The organism is Cedecea sp. B1(4), from assembly GCF_059414925.1.
On the sequence record NZ_JCAHMZ010000011.1, the window covers coordinates 12,543 to 25,526 of the forward strand.

Genomic DNA, 12,984 nt, shown 5'->3' on the forward strand with positions numbered 1-12,984 from the left:
TTATCTTGCCGTTTCTCTTTTTATGTAATATTTTAAGTTACATGAAAATAAATAACTCCTTCTCAGCAACATTGCACATCCTGCTTCACCTGGAGCAGATGGACAAACCGCTCACATCGGAACAAATGGCCGCCTTTATCGACGGCAATCCGGCGTTTATTCGTAAAGTGCTCGCCGGTCTGCGCGAGAACAACATCGTCTGCTCAACCAAAGGTCACCACGGCGGCTGGAGACTCTGCCGCCCGGCCAGCGAAGTGACGCTGCTGGATATTTATCTGGCGCTGGGATCGCCGGGTCTGTTTGCGCTAGGTAACCGCAATGAAAACCCGCAATGCCTGGTAGAGCAGGGAGTCAATCGAGTGATGTCCGAGACGTTTACCGCCGCTGAAGAGCTGGTACTGACGAGGTTTAAAAGCCTGACATTACAAGATATCGGGAGCGAATTTATTCGCTATTTCAATGAAAAGGGGCATGAGGAATGATTTCAACCTTAACCACGGATCTGCCAGTTTGTCTGATGATCGCCCTGGCTGCCGCCAGTATTTCGATGACGATAACGCAAACTGAACTGTTTGCAGGGTTGCGCAGCTGGACGGCAAAAAAGCATGCGATGCTGGGCCATCTCTTTCAATGTTTCTACTGTCTTAGCCACTGGGTCGTTTTTGCCGGAATGCTGATTTACCGTCCCTATTTGCTGCACAGCGGGATGCCGGTGATCGACTGGATTATGACGGCGTTTATTACCCTCACGCTGACCACTTTCGTGAACGGCATTATTTTTAAAGTGTTCCAGATGGCGGTCGGCACGCATTTGCTGAAGCATGAAGCCCAGCAGACGTTGCAGTCGACAAAATAAAGAAAAGGCCGGATATCCCGGCCTTTTACTTAGTTACGGTACAGCACCTTGATAATGTGGTAGCCGAACTGAGTGTGCAGCGGGCCGTAAGGCTCCAGCAGTGGGCAGGAAAACACCACTTTATCGAACGCAGGAACCATCTGGCCCTGGCGGAATTCACCTAAATGGCCGCCTTTTTTGCCGGACGGGCAGGTAGAGTGCTTCTTCGCCAGTTTTTCGAAGTCGCCACCGTTTTTAAGCTGTTCCAGAAGGTCCAGAGCCAGTTTTTCTTCCTTTACAAGGATATGCAGTGCTGCTGCAGTTTTTGCCATGATAGTGCCTTGAGTCATGTTGATTACGCTCGCTATACTACCACGCTGTTTTTGTCCCCTCCTGACTTTCATTGAGTGACCGTATGCGTTTAAACCCTGGCCAACAACAAGCCGTCGAATTTGTCACCGGACCCTGCCTGGTTTTGGCCGGGGCGGGTTCGGGTAAAACGCGTGTGATCACCAATAAAATTGCGCATCTGATTCGCGAAAGCGGTTATCAGGCGCGCCAGATCGCGGCGGTAACTTTTACCAATAAGGCCGCCCGCGAAATGAAAGAGCGTGTTTCGCAGACGCTGGGGCGCAAAGAGGCACGGGGGTTGATGATCTCGACTTTCCACACGCTGGGGCTGGAGATTATCAAGCGCGAGTACGCGGCGCTTGGTATGAAATCTAACTTCTCGCTGTTTGACGATACCGATCAGACCGCACTGCTAAAAGAGCTAACTGAAGGCCTGTTAGAAAACGATAAGGTGCTGCTTCAACAGCTGATTTCAACCATCTCCAACTGGAAGAACGGGTTGTTGTCTCCGGAGCAGGCCGCCGCGCAGGCGAAGGGCGAACGGGATCGTATTTTTGCCCATTGCTACGGCCTTTACGACACGCACCTGAAGTCCTGCAACGTGCTGGATTTTGACGATCTGATTTTGCTGCCAACGCTGCTGCTGCTGCGCAATGCAGAAGTACGGGAGCGCTGGCAAAACCGTATTCGCTATCTGCTGGTGGATGAATATCAGGATACCAACACCAGCCAGTACGAGCTGGTGAAACTGTTGGTTGGCGCCCGGGCGCGCTTTACCGTTGTAGGCGACGATGACCAGTCTATCTACTCCTGGCGTGGGGCAAACCCGCAAAACCTGGTTCTGTTGAGCAAGGATTTTCCGGCGCTGCAAGTCATCAAGCTTGAGCAGAACTACCGCTCATCCCGCCGGATTTTGAATGCGGCCAATATTCTGATCGCCAACAATCCGCACGTTTTTGAGAAGCGGCTTTTCTCTGAACTTGAACACGGCGCAGAATTGAAGGTCGTGACGGCTAATCATGAAGAGCATGAGGCCGAACGCGTCACCGGCGAGCTTATCGCCCACCACTTTATTAATAAAACCAACTATAAAGATTACGCGATTCTGTACCGCGGCAACCACCAGTCCCGGGTGTTCGAAAAGATGCTGATGCAAAACCGCATCCCGTATCGTATCTCCGGCGGCACTTCATTCTTTTCTCGTCCGGAAATTAAAGATCTGCTCGCCTATCTGCGCGTGTTGACGAACCCGGATGATGACAGCGCATTTCTGCGTATTGTAAATACACCCAAGCGCGAAATTGGCCCGGCAACGTTGCAAAAACTTGGCGAGTGGGCGATGCAGCGCAATAAAGGCCTGTTTACCGCTAGCTTCGATATGGGGTTAAGCCAGACGCTAAGCGGGCGCGGCCTTGATGCGTTGCAGCGTTTTACCCACTGGCTGCGGGACGTGGCAACGCTTGCCGAGCGTGAACCGGTGGCCGCCGTGCGAGACCTGATCCACGGCATCGACTATGAAAGCTGGCTGTATGAAACCTCACCCAGCCCGAAAGCTGCCGAAATGCGGATGAAAAACGTTAACCAGCTTTTCAGCTGGATGACTGAGATGCTTGAAGGCAACGACCTGAATGAGCCGATGACGTTAATCCAGGTGGTGACGCGTTTTACTCTGCGCGACATGATGGAGCGTGGTGAAAGTGAAGAAGAGGCCGATCAGGTTCAGTTGATGACGCTACATGCTTCTAAGGGGCTGGAATTTCCCTACGTCTACCTTGTGGGCATGGAAGAAGGCATTTTGCCGCACCAAAGCAGCATCGACGAAGATAACGTGGATGAAGAGCGTCGTCTGGCTTACGTGGGGATTACCCGGGCGCAAAAAGAGCTGACGTTTACGCTTTGCCGGGAGCGTCGGCAGTATGGCGAGCTGATACGGCCTGAACCAAGCCGGTTCCTGATGGAGCTGCCACAGGACGATTTAAGCTGGGAAACTGAGCGAAAAGTGGTTTCTGCCGAAGAGCGGATGCAAAAAGGGCAGAGTAATGTGGCCAACATCCGCGAAATGCTGGCCAAAGCGCGTAAAAGCTAGATTAATTGACGCTGAGCGGCCAATGCACGTAGCTCTGCCAGAGTTTTTCCTGTTCCAGCAGTTCGGCACCGAGAGGGTGACAGGCAAGCCAGGTGTCGGGCAAGGCCAGGTGCAGGGTTTCGCCGTCGGCCTGCAGTTTAATCTCGGGCAGGATATCGTCTCTGCGGCGGTTTGCGAAAATAATCGCCAGACGTAAAAGGCGGCAGAGTCTTTCCGCCACGCGCGGCGGGACTGCGTTTTGCTGGTGGAGCGAAGAGAGATCGACGGGATTGGTCTGGTTAAGCAGCAGCGTTGCCAGCAATTTTTTCTGCGCGGGCGTGTAGCCCGGCAAATCCAGATTTCTCACCAGATAGGCCGCGTGCTGCGGGGCATGTTTAAAATCGATGCTTAAGCCAATTTCATGCAGCAGGGCGCTGCTCGCCAGCATCTGCTGACTGAGGGGATCCAGCCCCCACGGCTCTGCGATTTGTGAAGCAAAATTCTGCGCAAGCTGCTCCACGCGAGCCGCCTGGCTGGTATCTACCATAAAACGGCGCTGAACGTTACGTAGCGTTCTCTGGCGAATCTCCTGGTCCACCGCAAGATGCAGCATCCCGTAGACCAAACCTTCACGCAGCGCGCCGCCTGCAAGTGTCATGCATTCAATATCAAGCTGTTGGAAGATAGCGATGAGAATGGCCAGACCGCTTGGGAAAACCAGCGCACGCTCAAGCGTAAGGCCTTCAATTTCCAACTCTTCCAGCCGGCCGCACTGAATCGCTCGCTGTTTTAGCTGTTGAAGTTTTGCCAGGGTAATGCGTTCATCCATCCCCTGCGCCATCATGATTTCTTGCAGCGCCTGCACGGTTCCAGACGCGCCAACACAAATCTTCCAGCCGTGGCTTTTAAGCTCGGCAATGACCGGGCTGAGCACTTCTGCAGCCGCCGTTTCTGCCGCGGCGAAGTTTTCCTGAGCGAGGTTTCTGTCGCTAAAGAAACGCTCCAGCCATGTGACACAGCCCATTGAGAGGCTGAATAACGAGGTTGTTTGCGCCCCGGTGCCCGTTACCAGCTCGGTACTTGCACCACCGATGTCAACGACCAGGCGGCGATCGTCGCCGCCTGTAGTGTGGGCAACGCCCTGATAAATCAGGCGGGCTTCTTCTTCACCGCGAATAACCTGCACCGGGCAACCCAGGATTTCCTGCGCCTTTTGCAAAAAAACATCGGCATTAACGGCGAGACGCAGCGTGGCTGTAGCCACAACGCGAATTTGATTCTGAGGGATATCCTGGAGTCGTTCGGCAAATAAGCGCAGGCATTGCCAGCCACGCTCCATGGCTTCCGGGGAGAGAACGCACTCGCTGTTGAGGCCAGCAGCGAGGCGAACTTTTCGCTTAATGCGGGTCAGGGTTTGTATGCTTCCTGCCACCTCACGCACAACCAACATATGAAAACTGTTAGAACCCAGATCAATTGCTGCATAGAGTGAGGCGGTACTTAGCATAGATTTTTAACCTGCGCGACGACGATTACCACGAGGAGCGCCACCGCGGCGTGGACCGTTGCCTGGGCGGCTACGGGTCAGACGTTTTGGCGGTGGGAACTCATTTAACAGTGCTTCAGCGTTATATTTGCTTACCGGAATGGCGTGGCCAATATAGTTTTCAATCGCCGACAGGTTCAGCGCGTAGTCTTCACATGCCAGGCTGATGGAATGACCACTTGCCCCGGCACGACCGGTACGGCCGATGCGGTGAACGTAATCTTCACAGTCGTCCGGCAGATCGTAGTTAAATACGTGCGTCACAGCTGGGATGTGCAGACCGCGAGCTGCCACGTCTGTTGCGACCAGAATATCCAGATCGCCACGAGTAAACTCTTCCAGAATACGCAGGCGTTTTTTCTGTGCAACATCACCGGTTAGCAAACCAACTCGGTGACCATCGGCAGCCAGATGGCCCCAGATATCTTCACAGCGATGTTTAGTGTTAGCGAAGATGATGGCACGGTCCGGCCATTCTTCTTCGAGCAGCGTTTGCAGCAGACGCATTTTCTCTTCGTTAGAAGGATAGAAAAGCTCTTCTTTAATGCGGTGGCCGGTTCTCTGCTCGGGCTCAACTTCCACATATTCCGCGTTGTTCATCTGCTCGAAAGCCAGTTCACGTACGCGGTAGGAAAGCGTGGCTGAGAACAGCATATTCAGGCGCTGGGTGACCGGCGGCATGCGGCGGAACAGCCAACGAATATCTTTAATAAAGCCGAGATCGTACATGCGATCCGCTTCATCCAGGACCACAACCTGAATCGCGCCCAGGTTAATGTGATTTTGTTTGGCGTAGTCAATCAGTCGGCCGGTGGTGCCGATCAAAATATCGACGCCGCTTTCCAGCACTTTCAGCTGTTTGTCATAGCCGTCGCCGCCATAGGCAAGGCCAAGCTTCAGGCCAGTCGCCTGAGCTAACGGTTCCGCATCAGAGTGAATCTGTACCGCTAACTCGCGGGTTGGCGCCATAATCAAGGCGCGCGGTTGATTCACCTGACGGTTCTCTGGAACCGGGTGAGAAAGTAAATAGTGGAACGTGGACGTCAGAAACGCCATCGTTTTGCCTGTACCGGTTTGCGCCTGCCCTGCAACGTCACGATTCGCCAGAGTCAGCGGAAGTGCCAGTGCCTGAATTGGGGTGCAGTTATGGAACCCTTTATTTTCAAGGGCTTCAATCACCTTAGGGTGCAGGGCGAAGTCGGAAAACTTCTTTTCGGTCAAATGTGTTTTGCTCATAGTGTGGTAGAATATCAGTTTACTATTGCTTTACGAAAGCACATCCGTTGAAATAAACCGGGTGAAATAAAGTCACCCCAAGTTGGTTAATGCTACACCAACAAGGTAGACATAATCCTGTGGAGTTGAACATGAGCGATAAAATTATTCACCTGACTGACAGCAGTTTCGACACGGACGTGCTTCAAGCTGAAGGGTTGATTCTGGTTGATTTCTGGGCAGAGTGGTGCGGTCCATGTAAAATGATCGCCCCGATTCTCGACGAGATCGCTGATGAATATCAGGGCAAAATCACCGTAGCTAAGCTGAACATCGACCAGAACCCGGGTACGGCGCCGAAGTACGGCATCCGTGGTATCCCAACCCTGTTGCTGTTCAAAAATGGCGAAGTCGCTGCGACCAAAGTGGGTGCGCTGTCTAAAGGCCAGTTAAAAGAGTTCCTCGACGCTAATCTGGCATAATGGAATCTCAGCCGGTGCGTGCTGCACTTGCATTTTTTTGCGAGCTGCTGGACGCCCGGCGTCACACATGCTAAGTTACCTATGACTTCGCTTTAAACTTGCCCTTAAGTTTGAATCTTTGTATTACCTTAATGCTTCCCGTTCGCTGTCAAATCAACTCTCTTTTACAGCAATCACAACGGACGCATAACCGAATTCGGGCTTATCACCCATTCCGTCTCGTCGTTTCAGTTCTGCGTTTTTCCTATGACCAGGCAGCGATCAGACATGTGTGGTAGCCATTAAACAGGCATGGATGACCCTGCCATACCATTCACGAAACTAAGTTCGAGATTTACCCCGAGTTTAAGAACCCACCATTATGAATCTTACCGAATTAAAGAATACGCCGGTTTCTGAGCTGATTACTCTCGGCGAAAATATGGGGCTGGAAAACCAAGCCCGCATGCGCAAGCAGGACATCATTTTCTCCATCCTGAAGCAACACGCTAAGAGTGGCGAAGATATCTTTGGTGACGGTGTGCTGGAGATACTGCAGGATGGATTTGGTTTCCTCCGTTCCGCAGACAGCTCCTACCTCGCCGGTCCCGACGACATCTACGTTTCTCCCAGCCAAATCCGCCGTTTCAACCTCCGCACAGGGGATACCATCTCCGGTAAGATTCGTCCGCCAAAAGAAGGCGAACGCTACTTTGCGCTGCTGAAGGTTAACGAAGTTAACTACGATAAGCCGGAAAACGCCCGTAGCAAGATCCTGTTTGAAAACTTAACGCCTCTGCATGCAAACTCTCGTCTGCGTATGGAGCGTGGCAACGGTTCTACCGAAGACTTAACCGCGCGTGTACTGGATCTGGCATCACCAATTGGTCGTGGCCAGCGTGGTCTGATCGTGGCACCGCCAAAAGCCGGTAAAACCATGCTGCTGCAGAACATCGCGCAGAGCATTGCCTATAACCACCCAGACTGTGTATTGATGGTGCTGCTGATCGACGAACGTCCAGAAGAAGTAACCGAGATGCAGCGTCTGGTAAAAGGTGAAGTTGTTGCTTCTACCTTTGATGAGCCGGCTTCTCGCCACGTTCAGGTTGCTGAAATGGTTATCGAGAAGGCGAAACGTCTGGTTGAACATAAGAAAGACGTTATCATTTTGCTCGATTCCATCACTCGTCTGGCTCGTGCCTACAACACCGTTGTTCCGGCATCGGGTAAAGTCCTGACTGGTGGTGTGGATGCGAACGCCCTGCATCGTCCAAAACGCTTCTTCGGTGCTGCACGTAATGTGGAAGAGGGCGGTAGCCTGACTATTATCGCTACCGCGCTTATCGATACCGGCTCTAAAATGGATGAAGTCATCTACGAAGAGTTCAAAGGCACCGGTAACATGGAACTGCATCTGTCCCGTAAGATCGCTGAAAAACGTGTCTTCCCGGCTATCGATTACAACCGTTCCGGTACGCGTAAAGAAGAGCTGCTTACCACGCAGGAAGAGCTGCAGAAAATGTGGATTCTCCGCAAAATCATTCATCCAATGGGTGAAATTGATGCCATGGAATTCCTCATCAATAAGCTGGCGATGACCAAAACAAACGATGACTTCTTCGACATGATGAAGCGCTCGTAAGCAACAAAAACTCGGGGAACGCCACGCTTAGTCGTGGCGTTTTTCGTTTCTGCTCTATACGATATGCATAGCAGCTAATTCCTATAGCTTGCCTTTATCTAACCATAGATAGTGTGTTTTTTTCGGATCAAGCATCAACCTGCACGTATAACGTGCGGTCATTTCAAGGAGAAACCGTGACACATACCGGTCTGGCAGAGAGCTACTATGATGCTAATGAATCTGATCCTTTATTTCGTCGAGAGTTTTCACTGTGAATCTATTCACCGCTGGAACTGATTTAATCCTGGTCTTTTTATTTACCACCGCATTTCTTTTTTGTGCGCGAAAAGCTGCTCGCAAAATAGGGTTGGTTGATAAACCTAATTTCCGTAAACGTCACCAGGGATCAATCCCACTGGTAGGCGGTATTTCCGTATTTGCAGGGATATGTTTTACCTTTTTAATTAGTAATGATTACATTCCACACCTTTGGCTTTACCTTTCCTGCGCCGGCGTGTTGGTCCTGGTCGGTGCGCTGGACGATCGCTTCGATATCAGCGTTAAGATAAGAGCTTTTGTTCAAGCTCTGATTGCCATCATCATGATGTCTTATGGCAAGCTTTACCTTAGCAGCCTGGGTTTCATTTTTGGTTCATGGGAGTTGGTTCTGGGGCCATTTGGCTACTTCCTGACGCTGTTTGCTGTTTGGGCGGCGATCAACGCATTCAACATGGTGGACGGCATTGATGGTTTGCTGGGGGGACTCTCTTCGGTTTCTTTTGCTGCCATGGGCATAATCCTTCTTTTGGATGGTCAGCACAGCCTTGCGATGTGGTGTTTCGCGATGATCGTTGCCATTTTGCCCTATATACTTCTGAATCTTGGTTTGTTAGGGCGGCGCTATAAAGTTTTCATGGGCGACGCTGGCAGCACGTTAATCGGTTTTACGGTTATCTGGATCCTGTTGGAGACGACCCAGGGTAAAACACACCCCATCAGCCCGGTGACCGCGTTATGGATCATCGCCATCCCGCTGATGGATATGATTGCTATTATGTATCGTCGGCTGCGCAAAGGCATGAGTCCTTTCTCCGCAGATCGACAGCATATTCATCATTTGATCATGCGGGCTGGGTTTACTTCGAGACAAGCGTTTGTGCTGATCACCCTTGCTGCAGCGTTGCTTGCTGCCATTGGTGTTACGGCAGAGTATCTACATTTTATTCCAGAGTGGCTGATGTTGGCATTGTTCTTGCTAGCATTCGTGCTATACGATTTTTGTATTAAACGAGCCTGGAAAGTGGCCCGTTTCATCAGACGCCATAAACGTCGCATTCGCAGAAACAACAACGTAAACATTTAGTCAGACTTGGATTGGGGAAGCGATGAAAGAGCATGTGCCTGATAATTACCCGGTTGTGGAAAACGAGCTGGATATTCGTGGCTTGTTTCGCACACTGTGGCAGGGCAAATTCTGGATTATCGGAATTGCCTTTGTGTTTGCCCTTATTGCGCTGATTTACACCTTTTTAGCGAAACAAGAGTGGAGTGCAACGGCTATCACAGATCGCCCAACGGTCAATATGCTTGGGGGCTACTATTCTCAGCAGCAATTCCTGCGCAACCTCGATGTGAAAGCGAATATGGCGACGGCGGATCAGCCTTCGGTAATGGACGAAGCCTATAAAGAATTCGTTGTGCAGCTTTCTGCATATGATACCCGTAGGGATTTCTGGCTACAGACGGATTACTACAAGCAGCGTCAGGTCGGTAACAGTAAAGCTGATGCTGCGCTGTTGGATGAGATTGTCGACAACATTCAGTACACCCCGGGCGACAGCGCGCGCAATATTAACGACAGCGTCAAACTGGTGGCTGAAACCGCTGCAGATGCCAACAATCTTTTACGGCAATACGTTGCTTTTGCAAGCCAGCGCGCGGCTAGCCACCTGAACGAAGAGTTGACCGGGGCCTGGGCGGCGCGTACCGTTCAGATGAAAGCGCAGGTGAAACGGCAGGAGGCTGTCGCGCACTCTATCTACGATCGCAAAGTAAAAAGCATTGAGCAGGCGTTGAAAATCGCTCAACAGCAAAATATCACCCGCAGCGAAACGAATGTTCCCGCAGAAGAACTTCCGGATTCAGAAATGTTCATGCTGGGCCGCCCTATGTTGCAGGCACGCCTGGAAAGCCTTCAGGCCGTGGGCCCTGATTTTGATATCGATTACGATCAAAACCGGGCGATGCTGAACACGCTGAATGTCGGACCAACCGTCGATACTCGTTTCCAAAACTATCGCTATTTACGCACGCCAGAAGAGCCAGTTAAGCGTGACAGCCCTCGTCGTGCATTCTTGCTGATTATGTGGGGTACGGTTGGGGCACTGGTTGGTGCCGGTGTAGCTTTAGCTCGCCGTCCAAAGACCGCGTAGGCCCTTTATCTTGTGGAGGAGCGATGGAATGCCTCCACTTTATTCAACATAAGAGAATCACCGTGAAAGTATTAACCGTTTTTGGCACGCGCCCGGAAGCTATTAAAATGGCGCCGTTGGTGGATGCGTTGGCAAAAGACGCATTTTTTGACGCGAAAGTATGTGTAACGGCACAGCATCGTGAGATGTTGGATCAGGTATTACGCCTCTTTTCCATTACGCCAGACTATGACTTAAACATTATGAAACCGGGGCAGGGCTTGACGGAAATTACCTGCCGTATTCTGGAAGGGCTGAAGCCTATTTTGGAATCCTTTAAGCCGGATGTTGTTTTGGTTCATGGCGATACAACCACGACCGTTGCTGCAAGCCTTGCGGCCTTCTACCAGCGGATCCCTGTTGGACACGTTGAGGCGGGGTTACGTACCGGCGACCTTTACTCCCCGTGGCCGGAGGAGGCAAACCGTACATTAACTGGACATCTTGCTTCCTGGCATTTTGCACCGACGGAAAACTCGCGTCAGAACCTACTGAAAGAAAATATCAGCGAACAAAAAATCTTCGTGACTGGCAATAGCGTTATTGATGCCTTGCTCTCAGTGCGAAATCGCGTCCTGACTCAGGAAGCTGTGCGCCAGGAAATAGAGGCGAAACATCCCTTCCTCGATGCCGGAAAAAAAATGATTCTGGTCACCGGACACCGCCGGGAAAGTTTCGGAGAAGGGTTTAAGCGTATCTGCCACGCGTTGGCAAAAATTGCCGCACAAAACAGCGATGTGCAAATCGTATATCCGGTTCATATGAATCCAAACGTCAGTGAGCCAGTAAGACGAATTTTGGGGCACGTTGATAACGTTGTTTTGATTGAGCCTCAGGAGTATCTGCCGTTTGTTTATCTCATGGATCGCGCCTGGCTTATTTTGACCGATTCCGGCGGGATTCAGGAAGAGGCACCATCTCTTGGGAAGCCTGTTTTAGTAATGCGTGAAACCACTGAGCGTCCTGAAGCTGTTGCCGCCGGCACTGTGCGGCTGGTGGGGACTGACGAAGAGCGAATTGTGGCAGAGGTCACTCGACTGCTCAGCGATGAGCAGGAATACCAGGCGATGAGCCGTGCCCATAACCCTTACGGGGATGGAGAAGCCTGCCGCCGTATTTTGAATGCCTTAAAACAACATCAGGTGAGATCATGAGTTTTGCCACCATCTCCGTTATTGGCCTTGGTTACATAGGCCTGCCTACCGCTGCCGCGTTTGCCTCCAGCAAGCGAAAAGTCATCGGCGTGGACATTAACCAGCGGGCGGTGGACACCATTAATCGAGGTGAAATTCACATCGTTGAGCCTGATTTAGACAAGGTGGTGAAATCTGCCGTTGAGGGTGGATACCTGAGCGCTACCGTGCAGCCCGTCGAGGCCGATGCTTATCTGATTGCTGTGCCAACTCCTTTTAAGGGCGATCATGAACCCGACATGATTTATGTGAAATCGGCTGCAGAATCCATTGCACCCGTACTTAAGAAAGGGGTGCTTGTCGTGCTGGAATCAACCTCTCCCGTTGGCGCGACGGAGCAAATGGCGGAATGGCTGGCTGCCCTGCGTCCGGATTTGAGCTTCCCCCAACAGGTAGGGGAGCTTGCGGATATCAATATCGCCTATTGCCCGGAACGCGTTTTACCGGGGCAGGTGATGGTTGAGCTTATCAAAAACGATCGCGTCGTTGGCGGTATGACGCCAGTATGTTCTGCCCGTGCAAGCGAGTTGTATAATATTTTCCTTAAAGGCGAATGTATTATCACCAACTCTCGCACAGCCGAAATGTGTAAACTGACGGAAAACAGCTTCCGCGATGTCAATATTGCTTTTGCTAACGAACTCTCGCTGATTTGTGCCGATCAGGGGATTAACGTCTGGGAACTTATCCGTCTGGCCAATCGCCATCCTCGTGTGAATGTGCTGCAACCTGGGCCCGGTGTTGGTGGGCACTGTATTGCGGTCGATCCATGGTTTATCGTTTCGCAAAACCCTGAGCAGGCTCGTCTTATCCGTACCGCACGTGAAGTGAATGACAACAAGCCGCTTTGGGTCATTAATCAGGTTAAAGCGGCGATAGCCGATTGCCTGGCTGAAACAGGCCGCCGCGCCAGCGAACTCACCATTGCCTGCTTCGGGCTTGCTTTTAAACCCAACATTGACGATTTACGTGAAAGTCCGGCAATGGAAATTGCTGAGATGCTGGCCGAATGGCACGGCGGTAAAACGCTGGTGGTGGAACCCAATATCCACGAGTTACCAGGGAAGCTTGTCGGCCACTGTGAATTAACTTCGGCAGACGTCGCGCTTGCACAGGCTGACGTGTTGGTGATGCTGGTTGATCATAAAGAATTTAAAGCTGTTCCTGCTGATAAGGTGCATCAGCCGTGGATTGTCGACACCAAAGGCGTTTGGCGATAACTG

12 protein-coding genes are annotated in these 12,984 nt (G+C 51.5%); 9 read left to right on the forward strand and 3 right to left on the reverse strand.

Annotation, left to right across the window (positions count from 1 at the left end; all coding sequences use genetic code 11):
* The first annotated feature begins 41 nt into the window (after positions 1 to 41).
* Positions 42 to 482 (forward strand): Rrf2 family transcriptional regulator, encoded by a 441-nt coding sequence (locus ACR6JA_RS19875; protein ID WP_213716371.1) that lies wholly within the window; start codon positions 42 to 44, stop codon positions 480 to 482.
* Entirely contained in the window at positions 479 to 856 is a 378-nt protein-coding gene (locus ACR6JA_RS19880; protein WP_039289206.1) for a hypothetical protein, read from the forward strand. The genes ACR6JA_RS19875 and ACR6JA_RS19880 overlap by 4 nt, the downstream gene beginning before the upstream one ends.
* A 29-nt stretch (positions 857 to 885) precedes the next feature.
* On the opposite strand, the gene ppiC is transcribed toward ACR6JA_RS19880, so the two are convergent.
* Entirely contained in the window at positions 886 to 1,167 is a 282-nt protein-coding gene (gene ppiC / locus ACR6JA_RS19885; RefSeq protein ID WP_008455569.1) for a peptidylprolyl isomerase PpiC, read from the reverse strand.
* Positions 1,168 to 1,250: 83 nt separating this feature from the next.
* Here ppiC and rep point away from each other — a divergent pair, with 83 nt between their 5' ends.
* Positions 1,251 to 3,272, forward strand: coding sequence for a DNA helicase Rep (gene rep, locus ACR6JA_RS19890; RefSeq protein ID WP_494494322.1), 2,022 nt, complete (start codon positions 1,251 to 1,253; stop codon positions 3,270 to 3,272).
* Position 3,273: 1 nt separating this feature from the next.
* Here rep and gppA read toward each other — a convergent pair whose 3' ends face one another.
* Together gppA and rhlB are read right to left on the reverse strand one after the other, a co-directional pair.
* A complete protein-coding gene (gene gppA, locus ACR6JA_RS19895) occupies positions 3,274 to 4,758 on the reverse strand; it encodes a guanosine-5'-triphosphate,3'-diphosphate diphosphatase (protein WP_166995845.1) in 1,485 nt (494 codons plus the stop codon).
* Positions 4,759 to 4,764: 6 nt separating this feature from the next.
* The gene (rhlB, locus tag ACR6JA_RS19900; protein ID WP_494494323.1) at positions 4,765 to 6,033 is read right to left on the reverse strand and encodes an ATP-dependent RNA helicase RhlB; all 1,269 of its coding nucleotides are present in this window, start codon (positions 6,031 to 6,033) and stop codon (positions 4,765 to 4,767) included.
* Positions 6,034 to 6,164: 131 nt separating this feature from the next.
* Here rhlB and trxA point away from each other — a divergent pair, with 131 nt between their 5' ends.
* The 6 genes from trxA to wecC all read left to right on the forward strand — a co-directional run bounded on the left by trxA (position 6,165) and on the right by wecC (position 12,981).
* A complete protein-coding gene (gene trxA, locus ACR6JA_RS19905; protein WP_039299235.1) occupies positions 6,165 to 6,494 on the forward strand; it encodes a thioredoxin TrxA in 330 nt (109 codons plus the stop codon).
* A gap of 361 nt (positions 6,495 to 6,855) precedes the next feature.
* Positions 6,856 to 8,115, forward strand: a complete 1,260-nt coding sequence (rho, locus tag ACR6JA_RS19910; RefSeq protein WP_008455558.1) for a transcription termination factor Rho — start codon at positions 6,856 to 6,858, stop codon at positions 8,113 to 8,115.
* 253 nt (positions 8,116 to 8,368) lie between these two features.
* Entirely contained in the window at positions 8,369 to 9,460 is a 1,092-nt protein-coding gene (gene wecA / locus ACR6JA_RS19915) for a UDP-N-acetylglucosamine--undecaprenyl-phosphate N-acetylglucosaminephosphotransferase (protein WP_213716369.1), read from the forward strand.
* Positions 9,461 to 9,482: 22 nt separating this feature from the next.
* A complete protein-coding gene (gene wzzE, locus ACR6JA_RS19920) occupies positions 9,483 to 10,529 on the forward strand; it encodes an ECA polysaccharide chain length modulation protein (RefSeq protein WP_494494324.1) in 1,047 nt (348 codons plus the stop codon).
* Between the two features lie 62 nt (positions 10,530 to 10,591).
* Complete coding sequence (wecB, locus tag ACR6JA_RS19925; RefSeq protein WP_494494338.1) at positions 10,592 to 11,722, forward strand: non-hydrolyzing UDP-N-acetylglucosamine 2-epimerase; 1,131 nt, start codon at positions 10,592 to 10,594, stop codon at positions 11,720 to 11,722.
* Entirely contained in the window at positions 11,719 to 12,981 is a 1,263-nt protein-coding gene (wecC, locus tag ACR6JA_RS19930; RefSeq protein WP_494494325.1) for a UDP-N-acetyl-D-mannosamine dehydrogenase, read from the forward strand. Before wecB ends, wecC begins: the two co-directional genes overlap by 4 nt.
* Positions 12,982 to 12,984 lie beyond the last annotated feature (3 nt).

Excerpts from the sequence above, each read along its gene's own strand:
- ACR6JA_RS19875 (WP_213716371.1), top strand. The coding sequence starts at position 42 with ATGAAAATAAATAACTCCTTCTCAGCAACATTGCACATCCTGCTTCAC.
- ACR6JA_RS19880 (WP_039289206.1), top strand. The coding sequence starts at position 479 with ATGATTTCAACCTTAACCACGGATCTGCCAGTTTGTCTGATGATCGCC.
- ppiC (WP_008455569.1), bottom strand. The coding sequence starts at position 1,167 with ATGGCAAAAACTGCAGCAGCACTGCATATCCTTGTAAAGGAAGAAAAA.
- rep (WP_494494322.1), top strand. The coding sequence starts at position 1,251 with ATGCGTTTAAACCCTGGCCAACAACAAGCCGTCGAATTTGTCACCGGA.
- gppA (WP_166995845.1), bottom strand. The coding sequence starts at position 4,758 with ATGCTAAGTACCGCCTCACTCTATGCAGCAATTGATCTGGGTTCTAAC.
- rhlB (WP_494494323.1), bottom strand. The coding sequence starts at position 6,033 with ATGAGCAAAACACATTTGACCGAAAAGAAGTTTTCCGACTTCGCCCTG.
- trxA (WP_039299235.1), top strand. The coding sequence starts at position 6,165 with ATGAGCGATAAAATTATTCACCTGACTGACAGCAGTTTCGACACGGAC.
- rho (WP_008455558.1), top strand. The coding sequence starts at position 6,856 with ATGAATCTTACCGAATTAAAGAATACGCCGGTTTCTGAGCTGATTACT.
- wzzE (WP_494494324.1), top strand. The coding sequence starts at position 9,483 with ATGAAAGAGCATGTGCCTGATAATTACCCGGTTGTGGAAAACGAGCTG.
- wecC (WP_494494325.1), top strand. The coding sequence starts at position 11,719 with ATGAGTTTTGCCACCATCTCCGTTATTGGCCTTGGTTACATAGGCCTG.